The organism is Psychrobacter sp. Ps1, assembly GCF_022129425.1.
Classification (GTDB): domain Bacteria; phylum Pseudomonadota; class Gammaproteobacteria; order Pseudomonadales; family Moraxellaceae; genus Psychrobacter.
Map to the genome: position 1 here is coordinate 78,647 of NZ_JADQAN010000012.1, position 21,022 is coordinate 99,668.

Annotated in this window: 19 protein-coding genes; 10 read left to right on the forward strand and 9 right to left on the reverse strand. The window is 43.4% G+C overall.

Going from position 1 to position 21,022, the window contains the following annotated elements:
* The first annotated feature begins 50 nt into the window (after positions 1-50).
* The 3 genes from uvrB to I3249_RS07950 all read left to right on the forward strand — a co-directional run bounded on the left by uvrB (position 51) and on the right by I3249_RS07950 (position 4,194).
* Complete coding sequence (uvrB, locus tag I3249_RS07940; RefSeq protein WP_238069422.1) at positions 51-2,162, forward strand: excinuclease ABC subunit UvrB; 2,112 nt, start codon at positions 51-53, stop codon at positions 2,160-2,162.
* A gap of 311 nt (positions 2,163-2,473) precedes the next feature.
* On the forward strand, positions 2,474-3,526 hold the full coding sequence (locus I3249_RS07945; RefSeq protein WP_238069423.1) for a histidinol-phosphate transaminase: 1,053 nt from the start codon (positions 2,474-2,476) through the stop codon (positions 3,524-3,526).
* A gap of 290 nt (positions 3,527-3,816) precedes the next feature.
* Positions 3,817-4,194: a hypothetical protein gene (locus I3249_RS07950; protein ID WP_101206413.1), complete on the forward strand. Its 378-nt coding sequence runs from the start codon at positions 3,817-3,819 to the stop codon at positions 4,192-4,194.
* Positions 4,195-4,292: 98 nt separating this feature from the next.
* Here the strand turns inward: I3249_RS07950 and I3249_RS07955 are convergent, their stop codons facing one another.
* Positions 4,293-4,682 carry a hypothetical protein gene (locus I3249_RS07955; protein ID WP_101206414.1) on the reverse strand — a complete coding sequence of 130 codons (390 nt, stop codon included), beginning with the start codon at positions 4,680-4,682 and terminating at the stop codon, positions 4,293-4,295.
* A gap of 184 nt (positions 4,683-4,866) precedes the next feature.
* Positions 4,867-5,382 carry a hypothetical protein gene (locus tag I3249_RS07960; protein WP_101206415.1) on the reverse strand — a complete coding sequence of 172 codons (516 nt, stop codon included), beginning with the start codon at positions 5,380-5,382 and terminating at the stop codon, positions 4,867-4,869.
* 317 nt (positions 5,383-5,699) lie between these two features.
* Here I3249_RS07960 and recJ point away from each other — a divergent pair, with 317 nt between their 5' ends.
* Entirely contained in the window at positions 5,700-7,544 is a 1,845-nt protein-coding gene (gene recJ / locus I3249_RS07965; RefSeq protein WP_238069424.1) for a single-stranded-DNA-specific exonuclease RecJ, read from the forward strand.
* Positions 7,545-7,626: 82 nt separating this feature from the next.
* On the opposite strand, the gene I3249_RS07970 is transcribed toward recJ, so the two are convergent.
* The 6 genes from I3249_RS07970 to I3249_RS07995 form a co-directional block, all read right to left on the reverse strand.
* Positions 7,627-8,292 carry a trimeric intracellular cation channel family protein gene (locus tag I3249_RS07970; protein WP_057760888.1) on the reverse strand — a complete coding sequence of 222 codons (666 nt, stop codon included), beginning with the start codon at positions 8,290-8,292 and terminating at the stop codon, positions 7,627-7,629.
* Between the two features lie 71 nt (positions 8,293-8,363).
* Entirely contained in the window at positions 8,364-8,999 is a 636-nt protein-coding gene (locus tag I3249_RS07975; RefSeq protein ID WP_238069425.1) for a trimeric intracellular cation channel family protein, read from the reverse strand.
* A gap of 100 nt (positions 9,000-9,099) precedes the next feature.
* Complete coding sequence (locus I3249_RS07980; RefSeq protein ID WP_238069426.1) at positions 9,100-10,257, reverse strand: multidrug resistance efflux transporter family protein; 1,158 nt, start codon at positions 10,255-10,257, stop codon at positions 9,100-9,102.
* A 61-nt stretch (positions 10,258-10,318) separates the two neighbouring features.
* The gene (queE, locus tag I3249_RS07985) at positions 10,319-11,050 is read right to left on the reverse strand and encodes a 7-carboxy-7-deazaguanine synthase QueE (RefSeq protein ID WP_057760883.1); all 732 of its coding nucleotides are present in this window, start codon (positions 11,048-11,050) and stop codon (positions 10,319-10,321) included.
* Positions 11,051-11,275: 225 nt separating this feature from the next.
* Positions 11,276-12,097 carry a 2,3,4,5-tetrahydropyridine-2,6-dicarboxylate N-succinyltransferase gene (dapD, locus tag I3249_RS07990; RefSeq protein WP_057760881.1) on the reverse strand — a complete coding sequence of 274 codons (822 nt, stop codon included), beginning with the start codon at positions 12,095-12,097 and terminating at the stop codon, positions 11,276-11,278.
* Positions 12,098-12,321: 224 nt separating this feature from the next.
* A complete protein-coding gene (locus I3249_RS07995) occupies positions 12,322-13,278 on the reverse strand; it encodes an alpha/beta fold hydrolase (protein WP_238069427.1) in 957 nt (318 codons plus the stop codon).
* A gap of 384 nt (positions 13,279-13,662) precedes the next feature.
* Between I3249_RS07995 and I3249_RS08000 the strand changes: the two genes are divergently transcribed.
* From I3249_RS08000 to I3249_RS08025, 6 genes are all read left to right on the forward strand, one after another.
* Positions 13,663-14,859 carry an FAD-dependent oxidoreductase gene (locus I3249_RS08000; protein WP_238069428.1) on the forward strand — a complete coding sequence of 399 codons (1,197 nt, stop codon included), beginning with the start codon at positions 13,663-13,665 and terminating at the stop codon, positions 14,857-14,859.
* 250 nt (positions 14,860-15,109) lie between these two features.
* A complete protein-coding gene (arsS, locus tag I3249_RS08005; RefSeq protein WP_238069430.1) occupies positions 15,110-16,102 on the forward strand; it encodes an arsenosugar biosynthesis radical SAM (seleno)protein ArsS in 993 nt (330 codons plus the stop codon).
* A 135-nt stretch (positions 16,103-16,237) separates the two neighbouring features.
* Positions 16,238-17,059, forward strand: a complete 822-nt coding sequence (locus I3249_RS08010; RefSeq protein ID WP_238069432.1) for a DUF547 domain-containing protein — start codon at positions 16,238-16,240, stop codon at positions 17,057-17,059.
* A gap of 45 nt (positions 17,060-17,104) precedes the next feature.
* Entirely contained in the window at positions 17,105-17,809 is a 705-nt protein-coding gene (locus tag I3249_RS08015) for a TIGR04283 family arsenosugar biosynthesis glycosyltransferase (protein WP_238069433.1), read from the forward strand.
* Positions 17,810-17,893: 84 nt separating this feature from the next.
* On the forward strand, positions 17,894-18,541 hold the full coding sequence (locus tag I3249_RS08020) for a TIGR04282 family arsenosugar biosynthesis glycosyltransferase (protein ID WP_238069434.1): 648 nt from the start codon (positions 17,894-17,896) through the stop codon (positions 18,539-18,541).
* Between the two features lie 130 nt (positions 18,542-18,671).
* Positions 18,672-19,715: a methyltransferase domain-containing protein gene (locus I3249_RS08025; protein ID WP_238069435.1), complete on the forward strand. Its 1,044-nt coding sequence runs from the start codon at positions 18,672-18,674 to the stop codon at positions 19,713-19,715.
* 162 nt (positions 19,716-19,877) lie between these two features.
* On the opposite strand, the gene mtnP is transcribed toward I3249_RS08025, so the two are convergent.
* Positions 19,878-20,771 carry an S-methyl-5'-thioadenosine phosphorylase gene (gene mtnP / locus I3249_RS08030; RefSeq protein ID WP_238069436.1) on the reverse strand — a complete coding sequence of 298 codons (894 nt, stop codon included), beginning with the start codon at positions 20,769-20,771 and terminating at the stop codon, positions 19,878-19,880.
* Positions 20,772-21,022 lie beyond the last annotated feature (251 nt).

Sequence of the window (21,022 nt, forward strand, 5' to 3'; positions counted from 1 at the left end):
CGCTGATCAGACCCCATATTGTTATAAACCTTAAGAAGAAGAAAGCCATTATGCGAATGCCTGAACCACGCTCATCGCGTCAGTTAAATCAATTGGCCACTCAGCTCCAAGGCGAAGCTGAAATTAGTGGTGTTAATGCGTCAGGGACGCAAATATCAAGTCGTGCCTTTGAGATGGTTACTGACTTTGAGCCAGCAGGCGACCAGCCGCAAGCCATCAAAAAGCTAGTCAACGGCATCAATTCGGACATGGACGAGCAGTTGCTACTAGGTGTGACTGGTTCTGGTAAGACCTATACCATGGCAAAGGTCATCGCTGAAACTCAGCGTCCGACCATTATTATGGCGCACAATAAAACGTTAGCGGCTCAGCTATATGGCGAGTTTAAATCGTTTTTCCCCAATAATGCGGTCGAATACTTTGTCAGCTATTATGATTACTATCAGCCAGAAGCTTATGTCGCAGCTAGTGATACCTTTATCGAAAAAGACAGCGCTATTAACGATCATATTGATCAGATGCGCCTGTCAGCCACGCGTGCCTTGTTAGAGCGTCGCGATGCGATTATCGTCGCTTCGGTATCTTGTATCTATGGTTTGGGTGATCCAGAAAGTTATCTAAAAATGCTATTGCATGTCGTTGTGGGCGATAACATCGATCGTACGGCAACCATCAAGCGTTTGGTTGAGATGCAATACACGCGTAACGAGCTAGATTTTAGCCGTGGTACGTATCGCTTGCGTGGAGAGCTGTTAGATATCTATCCTGCTGAGTCTGAGCAGCTAGCCGTACGTGTGCATTTATTCGATAACGAGGTTGAGAAGATTACGTGGTTTGATCCTTTAACGGGTAAGACGGTGCGCAGCGTGCCACGTATTACCATTTATCCAAAGTCGCACTATGTGACGCCGCGCAATAAGTTAGAAGCTGCTAGCCATACTATTCGTGCTGAGTTAGAGCCGCGTTTAGAGTACTTCCGTGACAACAACAAACTGATTGAAGCACAACGTCTCAAAGAGCGTACTCAGTATGACTTGGAGATGATCCAGCAGCTTGGTTACTGTAACGGTATCGAAAACTACTCACAGCATCTCTCTGGCCGTCCATCAGGAGAAGCGCCGCCGACGTTGTTTGATTATATTCCAGAAGACGCATTATTATTCCTTGATGAGTCGCATGTGACGGTTTCGCAGATTGGCGCAATGTATAAAGGCGATAGATCACGCAAAGAAAACTTGGTCAATTATGGTTTTAGATTGCCAAGTGCGATGAATAACCGCCCGATGAAGTTTGAAGAGTGGGAACGTATCAAGCCCAAAACCATCTATGTCAGTGCCACGCCAGCATTGTATGAGCTTGAACACAGCGAGCAAGTCGTTGAGCAGGTCGTTCGTCCGACTGGTCTGATTGATCCTGAGATTGAGATACGTCCAGTCTTGACGCAAGTCGATGATGTGTTATCAGAGATTACCAAACGCCGTGAAAAGGACGAGCGTGTACTGATTACCACATTGACTAAGCGTATGTCGGAAGATCTGACCAGTTACCTTAAAGAGTACGATGTAAAGGTCGCCTATCTACATTCGGACATCGATACTGTTGAGCGTATGCAGATTATCCATGAGCTCCGTACTGGCGTGCATGATGTGCTGGTCGGTATCAACTTATTACGTGAAGGCTTGGATATGCCAGAGGTATCATTGGTAGCGATATTTGATGCCGATAAAGAAGGATTTTTGCGTTCAGAGCGTTCGCTTATTCAGACCATTGGTCGTGCCGCGCGTCACTTGAATGGTAAAGCCATTCTCTATGCTGATCGCATTACGCCAAGTATGCAGAAGGCGATAGATGAGACGGATCGTCGCCGTGATAAGCAGATTGCCTTTAACCTTGAGCATAACATTACGCCAAAAGGTGCTCGTCGTAGTATCACGGACAAGATTGATACCGGTGAAAGCTTGGATGCCAACGACAATCAAGCTATCCCAGTTAAGAGTAACTTGCCTGATGTCGATATCAATATCTTGCGTAGTCCTGATCTGCTTGCCAAAGAAATCAAACGATTAGAGAAGCAAATGCAGCAAATGTCGCGTGATTTGAAGTTTGAAGAAGCAGCAAAAACGCGTGATAAAGTGCTTGAGTTAAAAGCACATTTAATCTGATAACTTGGGTTAAATATTAGGACTAAAAAGAGGCTAAACAATAGTGAAGGTGAGGTGCTTTTTGAGTACCTCACTTTTTTGTGGTTTATTCAATATCGGAACGTGCAGAATACTTGTAATACTGCGCATTGCCACTTACCATATCCGCATAAACCTCACCATCCATATAATATTTCAAAAATTTAAGTCACATGCTAACAAGCCGAGCACGTGTAATGTTCTATTTGGGCTAAACTTGTTGTTCTCATAGATTACATCGTCAACACAGACTAAATTTTTGGAATGGACATAATCTAGGCGTATTATTCACTGTGCTTACCAATAACTTAATAGAATTAAACTCTAACGAAAACTCACTCGGCATGTCAGATGCTGCCAAACAAGCGGTTATCGACTCTCTAGACATCGGCTTTCGTTATCCCGATGACCAACGTGCGGCTCTGATTACCAAAGTCGCTGAGACAAACGATGTGACAGAGAGTCAAATTTCACTGGGCAGTGGCTCTAGTGAAAATATTCGTACTGTCGTCCAAATGCTACAAAATCAAGCATTAGTAGCAGGCAAAAAATTCCAAGTTATCGTGCCGCATCCAACCTTTGCCTATGCTGAGTTATATGCGACATCCATTGATGTGCCTGTGGTAAAAGTGCCGCTGACCACTGAAAATTACGCTTTTGACTTGCAAAGTATGCAAAAAGTGGCTGATGACTTTGACGGTATTAGCTTGTTTTATCTGTGCAATCCAAACAACCCAACGTCGACTATTACTGACACAGTAAAGCTCAAAGAATGGGTAGGGCATGCACCAAGTAACCATTACTTTTTATTAGATGAAGCTTATTCAGAGTATGTGACTGATCCAAGTTTTGAGAGTGGTGTTGCATGGATACGAGAGGAGTACTCAGAAAATATCGTTGTGGTGCGTACTTTCTCAAAACTATGTGCACTCGCTGGCATGCGTGTTGGCTATGCAGTTGCTAGCCCGCAAATGATAGCTAGATTAGAAACATTCATCTCGATTGATAATACCAACTTGGCAGGTGCGGTAGCTGCGTTAGCGACTCTCGATGATGAAGCGTTTCTAGCATTGAGCTTACGTACGGCCAATCAATCGCGTCAGCTGGTTGAGCAAACATTAGATGAACTTGGTTTACGCTATTTGTCATCGCAGGCAAGCTTTATATTTCATGAGATAAAAGGTGACGTGCAAACCTATATCGACAGAATGCGTGAGCATGGTATAGCTGTCGGGCGTGAGTTTGCGCCAATCAGTGGCTTTAATCGCTTAACACTTGGCAGACCTGATGAGATGGCAGTATTTGTAAAAGTACTCAAATCATTTCGTGAAAAGGGCTGGGTCTAGCTAAATTAGTTGATGTAGTTCAATAGTATAAAAAGAAAGTTGCTTATTGGTCGCTTCTTTTTTTTGTTGTGTTTATTTCGGTTGTTGGAACTGTATTGAAGCCAGAATCAATCGCACATTTTTACCAACATCAAACGCAGTTTTACATATCGCACCTTAAATAATCTAACGCTATCTTATAGGATAACTGAGTAAAGCATGACCCGTTAATCACGCAGATGAATACTGGGTAACAGTCACAGTGCTCGGCATGCTCACGTATTTATAATTATAAAGTTAGGGATGTACCTATGTTCGATATCAAATCATTTTTTAAACGAGAAGTAGAAAAAAAGCTTATCAATGTAGATGACTATATTTTTATGCCAGAACGCGTAGAGATGGAAATTGAAGGTGGACTATTAAATTGTGTGTTGAATAGTGATGGTCGCGTAGATATTTTTTATAGTAAAGACGGTGTCACTGAGGTGGGTTCAGCGTCGCGCAAACACCCATTTACAGCATTTGAAAAAGAGCTATATCATGGTATTTATGATGATGTGATTAATGATTTAATTAAGGAAGTAGATAAAATTATTGATAGCACCTCGAAGTATTTCCGTCGTAGCCAATCATTACCTTTTACCGCATCTATAACGTCTCAAGCATCTGACACAAATAAATTTTAGGCTAATTAATTGAACTAATCTATTAGCAATAAAAAGGGTGCATTATGTATAACGCACCCTCTTTATTATTTTTTATTCTAATAAATAACTTAATTGTTCTATTGAACAAAGCTTGTATAGCAGCTCTGTAGAGATTTGGCGACGACTTGTGCGACTAACTGAGTACGGTACTGAGAGTCAATCGCGGCATTGCCCAGCTCAACAATCGTCACTTGCTGTGGCGCTTGCTCACTCACACAGCCACAAACATTGGTTTTAACAGATTCTTGCTGTGCTTCTGTCATGGCGACGCTTGCAACACGCCATGCGTTTTGTTTTTCAATTTGGCTACGGCATTGGTTGTCGATCGCAGCTCTAAAAACATTCATGCCGATCTCGTTTGCGGTACCGATTGCTGTACCTGTACCGTTGTTTGTAGTACCTGTTGAGGTACATCCCGCCAAGGCAAAAGTCGCTAGCATCATCGTTGAAGCCAAGATTTTTTTCATAAGTTAGTCCTTTAAGGTGTCTGTCATAAATAAAGCTGTATTTTATCAGTAAAACCTAGCAATGACATCATTAACCACAGGCGCATTTTATTTTAGAACTCTATAACCTATATGTATTAACCACAAAAAAGCCAGCTAAGTAATCACTTAACTGGCTTGATATAGACTAAGCTATTCGGCTTATTTATACGTTTTTGCCGTGTTCTTTTTGCTGAATATCTTTCGCCAATTTATAGCATTCGTTGATATGGTCATTAGCGATTTTCTTAAAAATCGTATAGCCCATAGTCGCAGCAACCAATTGACCGCCAAGTGGGATAAACTTAGTCACTTGTTTGGCAGCGATACGACCACCGAAACCTTGAATGGTTTTCTTAACGATACCGCGTGTTGCCATGAGTCCAGCGAAATCTACAGTACGATCTTTTACTGCGCTCCAATGCACTTCGCGAGATTCCAAGTTAATGGCTGATTGACGGTCTTCAATGAGACCAAAACGCTCACTAATCTCTGGAATCAACTGCGTCAACATCCCCGCGTCAACTGCCACATCAAAAAATGGTACTGGCACAACCGCTACACCAGCAGAAACTCTAGCGCGTCTTTTTACCATTCCCTGACATTCTTTTTTAACCTTCTCAAGGTCTAGGTTAGGGTCGATCGTATTTGGAAGTTTTTCAGCAAGTGGCGTGGTTTTCATAAAGTGTCCTTATAAATAATTAAAATATAAATGATAAAAAGTTCAATAAACAACAAATTCTTCAGTTGCTTACTATTTTATGGATTTATGCGTGGCTTACAATCATTGCTTTGTAGCAAAATGAATGAAATTACTCATACTATGCACCTTTTTTGTAAGTGATTAAACGAAGAGGATTCATATGAGCTATAAAAATGGCGGTATCAATTATCACTAATGTATGGACATTATTCATCAGGTTGCACAATGCCCAATGATATACAGAGGTAGTATAAATTGTCATTGTGAGCTTCTACTAAAGCCAGTAGAATACGCTCATGCTAAATTTAACCCCCCGTTATACCAGCACTCGCATCGACGAGTTGCCCACCGCGCTGCAACTATTTGCCGCTCAATCATTCACGCTTGCCCGTCTGTATGCAGGGCGAGGTATCACTGCGCCTGATGAGCTGGAGACTAGCCTATCAGGTCTATTGCCTGCTGAGGCCCTGCACGGTGTCACAGAAGCCGTGCGATTATTAGATGTAGCCATTGATGAGCGTCAGCGCATCCTGATCGTTGGTGACTTTGACTGTGATGGTGCCACCAGTACAGCCTTAATGATGCGCGCGCTCACAAAGATGGGTGCGGTCGTTGATTTCCTAGTACCAGATCGTTTTAAGTACGGTTATGGCCTGACGCCAGAGATTGTCGAGTTAGGTATTGAGACTTTTCAGCCAGACGTGATAGTGACGGTTGATAATGGTATCTCAAGTCATGAGGGTGTAGCGCGTGCCCAAGCTGATGGCATCACAGTGATTATCACTGACCATCATCTCACGACCAAAGAGACGCCACCTGCCGAAGCGGTAGTCAATCCCAATCAGCTAGGTTGTGACTTTGCTAGTAAGGCATTGGTCGGAGTTGGAGTCGCGTTTTATGTGCTCGGACGATTAGCAAAGCTACGCCGCGAAGCTGGCAAGTCTACGGTACAGGTGAGCCAATATTTAGATTTGGTCGCACTTGGGACGATTGCAGACGTTGGGGTACTGGATAAAAACAACCGTATCTTGGTACATCATGGATTATCAGCTATTCGTCAAGGCCGCTGCTGTATGGGGATATTGGCATTGCTTGAGCAAGCGGGCCGTGATCCCAAGCAGCTTCATGCGCAGGATTTTGGTTTTGTATTAGGCCCACGTATCAATGCAGCTGGGCGCATGGACAATATGCGCATCGGTATCGAGTGCTTATTAACTGAAGACTGGAGCACCGCACAACGTTTGGCACAAGAGCTTGAACAGCTGAACCGTACGCGTCGTCATGTAGAGGGCGAGATGCGTGCGCAAGCTGATAGTATCGTACAAGCATTGGCTAATAAAGATGATAGCGACGAGAGTGTGAGTGGCGATATCAAGGATAATGATAATACTAGTAACGATGACACAATTACTCAAGCTGTCTCTACTGCTAAGGCTAGCAATACTGGCGCGCGTAGTATTATTCTATACCAAGACGACTGGCATCAAGGAGTCATTGGCATTGTCGCTGGTCGCTTAAAAGAAAGCCATTATTTACCCAGTATCGTTTTTGCACCAGCAGACACTGAACAAATAGATGAAGATAGTGCCATTAAAGGCTCGGCCAGATCTATCGCTGGCGTACATATTCGTGATGCGATTGAACAAGTTGCTGAGCGTCATCCAGACTTAATCAGTCATTTCGGCGGACACGCGATGGCAGCAGGCCTGACCCTCAAGCGCCGCAACTTTGAGGCCTTTGTCACAGCTTTTAATGAAGTGATGGCTCAGATGGATGATGAGGTATTTGCAGAGCAAAAATTCACCGATGGACCTTTGCAAGCGAGTGACTTTAGCTTATGGTTTGCCGAGCATTTAGCCGATGCCAGTATCTGGGGTCATGGATTTGCACCGCCGACATTTGATGGTGTGTTTGAGGTATTGAGCTTTAAGATTTTAAAAGACAAACATCTTAAGTTATCGCTGCGCTATCCAGACGTTCAATATCCGATAGAGGCCATTTGCTTTAACTTCGATAATGACGCGTGGGATTACCGTGCTAAGCAAGTCCATTTGTTGTTTCAGCTAGACATCAATGAATGGAATGGCAAACAAAGCTTACAGCTGATGGTTAAAGATTTGGCTGTGGTAGAGCAAGGTTAAAGCGACAATGTCAAACCGATAATACTAGACGCGCTCAAATATGGGTGCGTTGGTATTTTTGAAATGAAGACACGCCCTAGTATCAGTATTTCCACTCTAGTGTGGGAAACTGCCAATCGTAACGAATAGCCAGCATACGCAAAGTAAAAATCGTACTCATCGTAGAGATGTCAGCTACCCAATCTGTCACGCCTAAGTTCTTTAGAGCAAAGTACAGCACCCCACCCGTCAACGCTGCCGTAATATAAATCTCTTGCTGTAGTACCAATGGAATCTCATTGCAAATCATATCGCGAATGATGCCACCAACTACGATGGTAATCACACCTAACAATAGCGCTACAGGTACATTGGCACCCATACTATCAGCGACTTTGATACCGATCAGCGTAAATGCTGACAAGCCAATGGTGTCAGATAGTTTGAGGAATTTATCCACTCGTCTGGAGTTTGGATGAAAAAATATCTGCATCGCTAGCGATGAAATCGTAATGAGGGTCAGATAGCTCATATCTACCATCCAAAATAACGGATGGCGATCCAGAATGACATCACGTACCGTACCGCCACCGATAGCAGTGACAATAGACACGAGCAGACAGCCGAAGACGTCAAAGTTTTTGTGCTTGGCAAGTATCGTTCCGGAGACGCTACAGGCGATGATGCCAATCATATCGAAGAAATATATCAAAGAGCGCGGGTCAAAAGTAGTGATCAGTACGGTAGGGTCCAATACGATAGCCAACATGGGCAGTTCTCACTATTTTCAATTATTGTCAGTCAAACAAAGGCTATCTCAGCAGAGTCTTGCTCAATTAATCAGTTTACGAGCCGAATAGAAGGCAGATGCCAGTCGAATCTGAGCGCGAGCATACGTACCGCGAAGATGACAAACAGCATAATAAATTCGTTGAGACTGGTGCCCACCCCAAAATACTGTAAGCATAAATAGGTCACAGACCCTGCGATACTGGCAGTAATATAAATCTCACGCTGTAGTACCAGCGGAATCTCATTACAAATGATATCACGTAGCAAACCACCAATGATGGCAGTCCAGACGCCCATCATAATAGCAATGAGGGGAGACATATCTAGGGTTAAGGCCACCTTAAAACCAATGACACTAAAAGCGGCCAAACCAATGGCATCAAAGAGCTTTAACGCATTATCAATCTTATGATAAAGATGAAAGAAGATTTGTAAAATAAGAGAGGTTACCGTGATAACGATCACGTAATTAAGATCAGTCATCCAAAATAGAGGATGACGGTCGAGAGCCATATCACGTAAAGTACCACCGCCGATGGCATTGACCATCGCTACCAGAATACACCCAGCGATATCGAAGCCTTTATGCTGCGCAAGCAAAGTCCCTGCAATCGCGCAGGCAACAATGCCAACCATGTCCAATAAATATAATAGAATATCAGGAAAAATCAAAGCATTACCCATGGTTATATTGCCAAATCGAGATCATCAAAGTGATAGGTGTTTTTTAGGCGGTTATTCAATGCATGACTGTGACGAAATGGATGTAGTGTTATAGTGCCATTTAGCCGTCTTTTGCAAATAATATCAGCCCTACAATAATCAGCCCTATACCGACCAGTCCCATCGCCGAAGGGATGGCGTTATCTAATAACACTATACCCCCAATCAAAGCAAAGATAACCTCACTGGCTTGGGTTGAGTCGACGCCTGCAACCTCGCTTGAAGTAACAGCTTGCTCGCGCGCATACAAAAATATAGTGGTCGCTGCCACGCCTGCCAATAGAGCAACGAGCAACGTATTGATTATTTGTGAGGGGTGGGGCTGGTCAGGGCGCACTATAATGCCCAAAAACAGCCAAAATGGCAAACACCCGAGAGTCATTAGCCACACCTTGTTAAAAGCATTTTGCAGTAGCGTGGTTTCGATAGAAGGAATACGAGCAATTAGATTTTGTAGGGATGAGGTTGCCGCAGTGTTGTTACTTTGAAGTACGCTATCGAGGTCGGTAGCATCATATGTCGTAGCTGGCAAATCATAAGCTTCGGATATGAGCGGTTCACTCTGCTCACTGATATCAATACCAATACTGATGCTAGCTCGTTGAGCGTTCAACTCTGCGGCCTTCTGTAGTTCAGTATTGCGCTTGCGGGCATTGTGAGAAGCCTGCCAAACCAGCTGGTTACCAATTGGGTAACTAAAAGCGGCGATAAGAGCAGGTAGCGCACCGTAGAGCAGCATGTCAGACATGGGGACGGTGTCAGTTATAGAAGCAGCATGCAGACCTTCACTGATATTGACGAGCGCCACACCGATAAAGACAATGACAGCATATACGATGAATTTTTTGTCAAAACGTTGACCAAATGCCAATAGCACAAGCAGACTGGTGACGACGGTAAACATAAAGGTAGCCGCTACTACCCATCCCGCAACATGATCTGCGGCATAGCAAATACCGGTGTAAAACAGTCCAAACCCAATACTGCCAGTAATGCACCAAAAGCTCCAATGCTGTAGAAAAATCATTATTAGCGCTTTAATACGACCAAAGCCATGTTGCATCGCAATAATGGCAGTAATAATCAACAGCATAAAGACATAGCGTAGACTCGCTGACCAAAACCAATGTCCACCTGCGCTACTCATAAGCTCATTTAAGATAAATGTCGAGCTAAAAAATGCACCTGCTAGCAAGCCCAGTAAAATGAGTTTGATCATACCGCTACCTTATCCATGGCACTCAACGTGTTCACACTTTTTGTTTGTTACTTGCTGATAGTTACTTGCCTTTGGCATCTGCCCAGATGATCTTATGCAATTGCAGCTGAAAGCGAACTGGCAAGGCATCAGCCAACATCCACTCTGCTAGCTCGCGCGCCAATACAGGTACTTCAGGGCTAAGCTGTTCATCGACATCATCTGCGACGTTAAACATTGGAGAGAACCACACCGTGCCGACCAGTTCGTTTAGTTTATACTCGGTCAATTTAGCTTTTGCCCAGTCGTAATCTGTACGATTCATAATGACAAACTTGATTTGATCGTGCTGAGTGAGATAGTCGAGGTTTGACCATAGATTTTTATCGACTTCGCCTGAGCTTGGCGTTTTGAGATCCATCACCTTACTGACTGCTGCTGGCACGTTTTCTACCGTGAGTGCGCCTGCGGTCTCAAGGGATATCTCATACCCATCGCTCAGCAAACGTTTCATCAACTCAATGGCATTTGGCTGTGCTAATGGTTCACCACCAGTCAGACAGATGCGCTTGCACGGATAACCTTTGATGGTTTCTATGATGGTTTCTAATGATTGACGTTCGCCGCCAGTAAAAGCATATTCAGTATCACAATAGACGCATCGCAGCGGACAGCCTGTTAGACGTACAAATATCGTCGGCAAGCCTGAAGTGATTGCCTCACCTTGTAAGGAATAAAAAATCTCAGTCAGACGTAATCCTGCTTCAGGGTCAGTGACAGGGATAGCGGCGGTGCGTAATGATGATTCACTCATAATATTTCAAATACAGTTAAAGGTCGATAAGACGATGAAGCGCTTATCAATCGTAATAAAAAGGCAGGGGATGGTACGAATGATTTTGTGTTTGTATAAAGACAAACTAAAAGAGGATTATAACGTAACGCGTTATATTAAGCTGCAAAAAAGATGCTGGAGTCATCCTCCAGCATCTTCATATAAAACAATATTATGTACCAAATAATGGTACGTACTAAGTATTTAGGCTAGGCGTAATAGCTCGTTTACTGATGTTTTTGCACGAGTTTGCGCGTCAACTTTTTTCACAATGATAGCAGCGTACAAGCTGTGAGTGCCATCTTCTGACGGTAAGCTACCTGGTACAACAACAGAACCTGCTGGTACACGGCCACGATGAATCTCGCCAGTCTCGCGATCATAGATGCGCGTCGATTGACCGATGTAGACACCCATAGAGATGACAGCGCCTTCTTCAACGATAACGCCTTCAACGATTTCAGAGCGCGCACCGATGAAGCAGTTGTCTTCAATGATAGTAGGGTTTGCTTGCAATGGCTCTAATACACCGCCGATGCCAACGCCGCCTGATAAATGCACGTTTTTACCGATTTGAGCACATGAACCAACAGTCGCCCATGTATCAACCATTGCGCCTTGATCGACATAGGCACCGATGTTGACGTATGACGGCATCAATACTGCGCCTGCTGCGATGAATGAACCTCTACGAGCAACAGCTGGTGGTACAACGCGTACGCCTGCTTCTTTAAACTGTGCTTCAGTCCAGTTAGCAAATTTAGTCGGTACTTTGTCATAGAACTGTACGTGTTCGCCAGCGGCTTGGACGTAGTTGTCGTTTAGACGGAAAGACAATAGTACGGCTTTTTTGGCCCACTGATTGACAACCCATTCGCCATCTTTCTTTTCTGCTACGCGCAGGCTGCCGTTATCTAGTTGCTCAAGTACTTGATTGATAGCATCGCGCACGTCTTGTGGCATATTAGCTGGGCTGTATTCGTTGCGGTTTTCAAATGCTTGCTCGATGGTTTGTTGTAATGACATAAAGGTTCCTAAAATGAATGAAAGGGAGGGTGATCTTAATGTTATGGTTAAAGACTTATATGACCCAGCCTAAAGAAAATTCAAGGTATGGCTTGGTCCAAAAACTTGCTTGCCGTATTGTCGCTAATTTGACCACTTTTAGCAAACACGTTGAGGGTCTTATTGTGACAATATTGAATGAGTTGTTTTCAGGTATCCTCTCAAAACAACTCATTTATCATGATTTAATCGTCTGTCGTGTTGGTCTCTATCCACTCTAAAATATCTTGATAAACGGTCTGCTTATCCTTTTCGTGCAGCACTTCATGGCGCATATTAGGATACAGCTGAATATCGACATGACTGAAATGACGCTTGTCCAAACGTGTGACAACCCTACGTATACCGCGACCCATTTCACCAATCGGATCATCTTCACCGCTAATAAACAGCATCGGGAAGTTTTTGGCGATAGTGGTAGCCCAATTTTTATTTAATCCAGTATCCATGAGCGTAAACAATGTCATAAAGCCATTATTGGTAAAGTCAAAACCAGTCTTAGGATCGGCTTCATAGGCTTCAATGTTTGCAGTATTTTCACTGAGCCACGCAAACTGTGAGGACGAATTGCGATCAGATAGTTGGCTGTTCAGGACTTTATTCATCACCTTGGCAAAAACTGTATTCGGTTGTCTTGGGGCGACTCTGGCCAGTAGCTTGTTGATAGGTAATAAAACCTTAGCCAGTGGGTTAGTGTCTGCGGAACCCATTAGGATGGCGCCTGTGAAATTATGCGCATGATGCTTAAGTACGTTGCGCACGATAAATGAGCCCATCGAGTGACCCATCACAAAATGCGGAACGTCTGGATGACGGTCTTTTAAGCTATCGGCCATGACAATCACGTCTTTTAAAAGTGACTGTACTGGATGCTCTTCACCGAAAAACCCAAGATCGGCCTCAGTCTTGATAGTCTGTCCATGACCCAAATGATCGTAAGTCGCCACAGCGATACCATTGTCTGCCAAAAACTGTGCAAAATCGCTATAGCGACCGCTGTGCTCTGCCATGCCATGCACAATCAGTAAAGTTGCGCTAATCTCGACGTCTTTGCTACTTGGTTCAAAAAAGTCATGGTGCAAGTAGTGAATATTGTCAGAAGACAAAATGTGATCGTTACTGGTATCGATATTGGTACTCATGTAATGTTCCTTGATTACTTATAATTTTCATTAACGGTTTTGACGATATTTCTCAAATAATGAGTCAAGTAGCGCAATTTATCCTGCGGCTCTTATACTGTCCTATTGTACTGGGCGATGATAAATAATTTCACCTTATTTTATGATTTTAATTCAGTTATACAAAATATCATTCTACTAATAACGGTTGATGCAGTGACTATGGTTGAATATGTATAAGTCACATGAGTCACATAAGTCATTTACGCTCTTACTGTTTGCCCGCAACAGACTGGTCTTATTTATATGATACTTTTAAATGAGTTTTTAAAGTCATTTATATTAATCAACATTCGATCAAATACTAACAGCAACTAACCGCCAACCGCTTTGATAAAATCATCTATGACAAAATTTTTACCGAAAAAGACACTACTATTGGCAGGCGCAGGTCATGCCCATATTGGTATGTTGCGCCGACTTAGCGCAGCGCGTTTAAAGGACACCGATACTATAGAGGCGGACATTCACTTAATTAGTGAGCAACCGCAAACCATCTATTCTGGCATGTTACCAGGTTGGATGGCAGGGCATTATCAATTGCATGATATCAGTATCGATATCAAATCGCTTTGTGTGCGAGCAGGTGTGAGATTCATTCAGCAGTCGCTTGTAAAAGTAAACGCAGCGTCAAACAAGGTGGTTACGACTGGCGATGAACAAACGGATTTTGACTATGATGTCTTGTCTCTAAATACGGGCGCAGATACAGACATGCGTTGGCAACCTGACCACAATAGCTACAACGAGCACAGAAGCGACAGTAACGATAACAATACTGGCGCTACCAATAATGATACTGACGTGATTGCCATACGACCGTTATCAACATTCATCACACAATGGCAGCAGATTATAAAGGCCGCTCAGCAGTCTGAAAAGTATCAATTGGCTATTATCGGGGCAGGTGCTGCGGCAATAGAATTGGTGATGGCAGCCAAAGTCGCGCTAAGGAATATCAATCGTAATCATCAAGTGACATTAGTATGTGGTGAGAACCTTTTGTCAGGGTTTAATTCGGGCTTTCGACAGCGGGTTATTAAGCAGTTACATCGTCATGACATTACGATAATTCGAGAACGAGCGACCGATTATCGTGATGGTAAATTATTGACTACGCATAAATCATTGCCCATAAATGCTGTCATCGCTGCGACTGGCGTCATAGGGTCGGCATGGACAGCTTCTACGGATTTGGATATAGAAGGTGATGGGTTTGTCGCGGTAAACGATAAGCAACAGAGCGTCTCTCATCCTAATGTGTTTGCGGTTGGTGATGTGGCGACACGAATCGATAAATACGTGGCGCACTCAGGGGTTCACTCCGTACATGGCGGTGCTGTCGAAGCTGATAACTTATTGGCCTATCTGGGTAACAACGTAATGAAGAGCTATCAGCCAAAGTCGCGCACGCTATATCTGCTGTCTTGCGGTGATAAATACGCCATTGGTAGTTGGGGTAATGTAAACCTACAAGGCCGCTGGGTATGGCATCTCAAGAAGTATATCGATAAGCGTTTTATCGAAGTTAATAAGAATTGACGAAGCTGATAAGAACTAACGAAGGTTAATGCTCATTTAGAATAAACCATAAAATCCATATGATTAGTTGTCAATGCTTATTGATAATCAGGTATGATTGATTAGATAAACCGTAAAGTGAGCAATCAGGTTTTACGTTGTAAATCTTATAAATAAACAGTAAAAGCAATGCGCTATCTGTGTTTTCTAATCTTTAATGTCACGTTGCTATCCTTTTTTAGTTGTACTGCTAACAGGATTTTAGACCACCATGAAATCAACTATCGAGTTACTTGAGCATACTGATTTTCCAGCGATAAAACGACGTCAATTGACGATACTGCAAGTCAATATGGGCTACTTATGTAATATGTCCTGCGTGCACTGTCATGTGGCTGCAAGCCCTTATCGTACTGAAATGATGTCACGTGAGTTGGTTGAGCTGATACCGAAGGTATTACAAGCACAAAACATCGATACGCTTGATTTGACGGGCGGTGCGCCTGAAATGCATGAGGATTTTAAGTATTTGGTCAATGCCGCTCGGGCATTAGGTGTCAAAGTAATAGACCGCTGTAATCTGACCATTCTGATGGAAGAGGGTTATGAGGATATGGCGCAGTTTTTAGCAGACAATCAAGTGGAAGTGGTGGCTTCTTTGCCTTGCTATTCCCTAGAAAATGTAGATAAGCAGCGCGGTAAAGGCGCGTTTGACGACAGTATATTAGGATTGCAGAAGCTCAACAGCTTGGGGTACGGCAAGCCTGATTCAGATTTGACATTAAACTTGGTTTTCAATCCGCAAGGCGCGACGCTACCGCCCAATCAACAACAGCTTGAAGCAGATTATAAGCGTGAGTTAAAAGCGCACTTTGATATCGAATTTAATCATCTGTTTGCCCTAACAAATATGCCGATTCAGCGTTTTGGTGCTGTGCTATTGGCAAAAGACCAGTTCCATCCGTATATGGATTTGCTCAAAGCTAATTATATGGCTGCCAATTTAGCCGAGGTTATGTGCCGTTCGACCATTAGTGTCAACTGGTTGGGTGAGCTGTTTGACTGTGATTTCAATCAGCAGTTAGAGATACCTGTCCCAAACAAGTCACGGCGACACCTAAGTGATTTGTTAACGCAAAACCCGTCTGGTGATGACATTGCCATTGCTGACCACTGCTATGGCTGTACAGCAGGACAGGGCAGTAGTTGTGGCGGCGCGTTAGAAGAAGAGCCAGTAGAGCCAGTGCTAGTAGACACGCCTTAGCTATTCTAATGTAAGCACTTTCAATATAAGCACTTTAAACATAGATGCTTTAAGCCTAAGTACTTTAAACATAGGTGCTTTTAGCATACATAAAAATTTAGATAAAAAACAATCAGTGTAAACGGAGTAAGCCTTATGTCAGTATCTAACTTTTCAGCGAAGATGTTTTTCGCCCAACCAGTGATTGCCACGACTATTTTATTAGCAAGTGTGGCTGCTCATGCTGACTTCAACCATCAGAGCTGGGATAGCTTATTAAATAAGCATGTGACCATGACCAACGGTGGCAAAGCTTCAGTGGTCAATTATGCTGGCATGAAAGCAGATCAAAGTAAGCTGACAAGCTATCTGGAAGCGACGAGCAAAGTGTCTCAATCAGAGTTCAATCGTTGGAGTAAAAACGAGCAGTTGGCATTTTTAATCAACGTTTATAACGCTGGTACGGTTGATTTGGTATTGACGAAATATCCAAACGTCAAATCTATCAAAGATATTGGCGGACTGTTTGGGTCACCATGGAAGCAAGAGTTTGTTTCGCTACTCGGTAAGACGCGCTCACTTGATGATATCGAGCACAACTTGATTCGTGGTTCTAAACGTTACAACGATCCGAGAATTCATTTTGCGGTCAATTGTGCCAGTATTGGTTGCCCTGCATTGCAAGATGATGCCTTTACCGGCAAGCGTTTAGACAGTCAATTAGAGCAGGCAACGTCTAAGTTTTTAGCAGACAGTAGCCGCAATAGTCTCAAAGGCGATACGCTAAGAGTGTCACCAATTTTTAAATGGTATAAAGAAGACTTTGTAACCAATTGGCGTGGCACAAAAGATTTGGCAGGGTTTCTAGGTCGTTACAGCTCGTCATTAGGATTGAGTAAAGCTCAGACAGCGGATCTCAAACAAGGCAAGATAAAAATAAGCTATACCGATTACAACTGGAATTTGAATAAAAAATAAGCCAGCTTTTAATGTTACTCGCTGATTCATGTGACGGTATACCCATTGAACCTATCAATTATTGTTCCTTTATTAAATGAAGCGGATAACTTGCCTGAGCTTATGGCTCATATTGTCCGTCTCGATCCGGCACCGCAGCAAGTGATATTGGTCGATGGTGGTTCAGTAGATGGCTCGGTTACTATCGCCAACAATGTGCTCAAAAGTACAGAGATTGCTCAATCAATCATTGATTGGCATGTTATCGAATCTAGGGTAGGACGTGCTCAGCAAATGAATGCGGGCGCTATGTTAGCAACAGGTGATGTACTACTATTTTTACACGCTGATACCGAGCTGCCAGCTTGCGCGATAGATAACATTCAGCAGGCAATAGCTCAGTACGATTGGGGACGTTTTGATGTGCGCTTAGACAGTCATAATTCATTGTTGAAAATTGTCGGGTTAATGATAAACCAGCGCTCACGTCTAGTCAGTATAGCCACTGGCGATCAAGCAATATTTATCAAAAAGTCTGTGTTTGAGCAGATTGGTGGCTATCCTGATCAACCACTGATGGAAGATATCGAGTTGTGTAAGCGGCTAAAGAAGCTTGCTCGACCAGCTTGTTTAAAAAGCAAAGTCACGACCTCAGCGCGGCGTTGGCAGCAGCATGGTACATGGCGGACAATTTTTCTAATGTGGCAGTTGCGCTTTGATTATTGGCGCGGCGTATCGCCTAGCGTCTTAAAGCAACGTTATTATAATTAGTGAAGTTGTTTGATTTATCAACATGGTAGACAAGATAAGAAAGAGTTCATACTGGTGCATTTGACTAATTGAGAGACCGTTATAATGACAGCTGATTCATCTGCAAAACAGCAAGATACCTGTATCATTCTGTTTGCAAAATATCCAGCGCGCAATAAGGCAAAAACCCGCTTGCAGCCAGCACTGGGTATAGATGGCGCTGCACGTATGGCAAGGCAACTATTATTGCACAGTATTACTCAGGCTATTGATACTGGTTTTCCCGTTGAGTTATGTGTGAGTCCAGCACCAACAGATCCATGCTGGCAGGCGCTTAATTTGCCCAACCCACTGCGTTGGTCTACGCAGGCCGACGGAGATTTGGGTTTGCGTATGTTGATAGCCAGTCAGCAAGCATTGCAACGTTTTGATAAGGTTGTGTTAATTGGTACGGATTGCCCTAGTCTTACGACAGAACGTATTCAGAAAGCGGTACAGCAGCTAAACCAGCACGATGCGGTTATGATTCCAGCGACTGATGGTGGTTATGTGCTGTTAGGGTTTAGACAAGTTGATGACAGCCTGTTTTCGGACATTGTTTGGAGTACGGTTAGTGTAGCCGCTGTCACCAAGCAGCGCATGGTGGCATTAGGTTGGACACTGGCACTATTTGACCCTTTGCACGATATCGATGAGCCTACAGATCTAAAGCATTTGCCATCAAGCTGGCTAGATTCTCACGTCAATATTTAGGTCGATAACGGCTGATAGCTGATAACGGACAATTGACAACTAGGTTAATAAACTCACTAACGTAGTTGTATATTTTAAGATGATTTACTAAGATTTTTAACTGGATGGCACATTCAATAAGGATATTGTTATGCATGACGTTGTGCAAAATTACTATGGCAAAGAGTTACAGAATACCGATGATTTAAAGACTTCGGCTTGTTGTGATATCAGCAATATGCCTGAGTGGCTCAAGCCATTACTCGCAAATATTCACGATGAAGTATTGAATCGCTATTATGGCTGCGGTCTGGTATGCCCAGCACTGCTCGAAGGCTGCCGAATTTTAGACTTGGGCAGTGGTTCAGGCCGAGATGTCTATGCACTAGCACAATTAGTTGGCGAGAGCGGCCACGTAGTTGGTGTTGATATGACCGATGAGCAGCTAGCCGTTGCCAAACAGCATCAAGCCTATCATGTCGATAAGTTTGGCTATGATAATGTGACATTTTTGCACGGCTATATCGAGAAACTAGATGAACTAGACCTTGAGGCTAATAGCTTCGATATTATCGTCTCAAACTGCGTTATCAATTTATCACCAGATAAAGCTGCGGTTATGGCCAGTGTGCAGCGTTTGCTGAAACCTGGTGGAGAGTTTTATTTTTCTGATGTCTATGCCGATCGCCGTATCCCGCAACACTTAATTGACGACCCAGTCTTATATGGAGAGTGCTTGAGCGGCGCGTTGTATTGGAAGGATTTTAACCGTTTGTCACGAGATGCAGGTTTCTTAGACATACGTTTGGTTGAAGATCGTCCACTTGAGATTACAGATCCTGCTTTATCAGCTAAAATTGGTGATATTCAGTTTTTCTCTGCGACTTATCGCTTATTTAAAATCGACTCGCTTGAGGATGCTTGCGAAGATCACGGACAAGCGGTGATATATAAAGGAACCATCGAGCAGTCACCGCATCGGTTTGATTTAGATAAACATCATGCTATCGAAGCTGGTCGGGTATTCCCAGTATGTGGCAATACGTTTCGCATGCTGAAAGAGTCTCGCTTTGCACCCCACTTTGAGTTTATCGGCGATGACAGTCGCCATTACGGTATTTTTGCAGGATGCGGTGAGCTACTACCATTTAATCAACCTATGATGCTGGCATCTGGTGCAGGTGGTTGTTGCTAACATTAAAGTAATGTATTTAGCATAAATTTCAGATATACATGCTAAATTATAAGAAAGGCCATTATTTCAGATAATGGCCTTTTTTGATTCAATGGGAAACAGCACGATTAAAATTAGACCGATTAGCAGTAGTCAGTTTAAGATGGAAAATAAGTATCAAGATTACGTTAGCAAGGCGGCCAGTCTGATCTTGGTATGTTCGTCCATCGCATCTATAGGTGTGACTAATGCTTGTGCAAGGGCATTGTGAGCGATTGACTCAGGTAGTTCGGCAGCAATCAAAGCGACGGCTTCTTTAATTACTTCTTGAGCATTGTCCGCATTTTTCATTAGGTTCTGTATAGCATAATCGGCACTGACGGCTTCTTCCGTCGGATGCCAGCAGTCGAAGTCTGTCACCAGAGCTAACGTGGCATAAGCAATACTGGCTTCACGAGCCAATTTGGCTTCTGGCATATTGGTCATACCGATAATATCTGCCTGCATCTGACGATACCATTCTGACTCTGCCCGAGTTGAGAATTGAGGGCCTTCGATGCAGACATAAGTTGCTTTAAAATGACTGGTACCTTCTGCAATATCTGCTTGGTCATAAGCGCGCGTCAAGAGTTCTGCTAGGGCAGGACAAAGCGGGTCTGCCATCGATACATGAGCGACGGCACCCTCACCAAAGAAAGTACTCACTCGCTGCTTGGTCATATCGATCATTTGATCAGGCACGACCATATCTAGTGGCTTAAGCGATTCTCGTAGAGAGCCAACTGCTGATACAGAGACGATATAACGTACCCCAAGCGTTTTTAGCGCATAGATATTGGCACGATAGGGCACTTCGGACGGGGTTAGCCTGTGGCCCTGACCATGCCGTGTTAGAAATGCGACTGTCACCCCCTCAAGCTCACCTAAGACAATATCATCAGATGGACTGCCATAAGGCGTCTGTATTGTCACACTGCGTTTGTTGGTCAGTGATGACATTTGGTAGAGACCGCTACCACCGATGATAGCAATATCAGCAGATAACGTTGCCAGTACTTCCGTGTGAGGTATTGTCATAAGGACTATCCGAGTAGATTAATAAAAGAGAGACACAGACTAGTGCCATGTAATATCCTGAACCATAAAATAGCTCAGATAAAATATAGCAGAACTTTTGCCCTTATAGTTATAAATCGAGATAGTTATAAATAGAGAATTCTCATTAATTTGCTATATCTAAAAATTCCTAAGAAATAATGCGATATGGCGATATTTGCTAGATATCGATAAAGGTTTACAATAGCGACAATTTTTGTTTTAATATTTAT

Coding starts and splice junctions, on each gene's coding strand:
- I3249_RS07950 (WP_101206413.1), top strand. CDS start 3,817: ATGTTCGATATCAAATCATTTTTTAAACGAGAAGTAGAAAAAAAGCTT.
- I3249_RS07980 (WP_238069426.1), bottom strand. CDS start 10,257: ATGATCAAACTCATTTTACTGGGCTTGCTAGCAGGTGCATTTTTTAGC.
- I3249_RS08025 (WP_238069435.1), top strand. CDS start 18,672: ATGCATGACGTTGTGCAAAATTACTATGGCAAAGAGTTACAGAATACC.
- I3249_RS07955 (WP_101206414.1), bottom strand. CDS start 4,682: ATGAAAAAAATCTTGGCTTCAACGATGATGCTAGCGACTTTTGCCTTG.
- queE (WP_057760883.1), bottom strand. CDS start 11,050: ATGAGTGAATCATCATTACGCACCGCCGCTATCCCTGTCACTGACCCT.
- I3249_RS07975 (WP_238069425.1), bottom strand. CDS start 8,999: ATGGGTAATGCTTTGATTTTTCCTGATATTCTATTATATTTATTGGAC.
- recJ (WP_238069424.1), top strand. CDS start 5,700: ATGCTAAATTTAACCCCCCGTTATACCAGCACTCGCATCGACGAGTTG.
- arsS (WP_238069430.1), top strand. CDS start 15,110: ATGAAATCAACTATCGAGTTACTTGAGCATACTGATTTTCCAGCGATA.
- I3249_RS07995 (WP_238069427.1), bottom strand. CDS start 13,278: ATGAGTACCAATATCGATACCAGTAACGATCACATTTTGTCTTCTGAC.
- I3249_RS08010 (WP_238069432.1), top strand. CDS start 16,238: ATGTCAGTATCTAACTTTTCAGCGAAGATGTTTTTCGCCCAACCAGTG.
- I3249_RS07960 (WP_101206415.1), bottom strand. CDS start 5,382: ATGAAAACCACGCCACTTGCTGAAAAACTTCCAAATACGATCGACCCT.
- I3249_RS07970 (WP_057760888.1), bottom strand. CDS start 8,292: ATGTTGGCTATCGTATTGGACCCTACCGTACTGATCACTACTTTTGAC.
- I3249_RS08000 (WP_238069428.1), top strand. CDS start 13,663: ATGACAAAATTTTTACCGAAAAAGACACTACTATTGGCAGGCGCAGGT.
- uvrB (WP_238069422.1), top strand. CDS start 51: ATGCGAATGCCTGAACCACGCTCATCGCGTCAGTTAAATCAATTGGCC.
- dapD (WP_057760881.1), bottom strand. CDS start 12,097: ATGTCATTACAACAAACCATCGAGCAAGCATTTGAAAACCGCAACGAA.
- I3249_RS08020 (WP_238069434.1), top strand. CDS start 17,894: ATGACAGCTGATTCATCTGCAAAACAGCAAGATACCTGTATCATTCTG.
- mtnP (WP_238069436.1), bottom strand. CDS start 20,771: ATGACAATACCTCACACGGAAGTACTGGCAACGTTATCTGCTGATATT.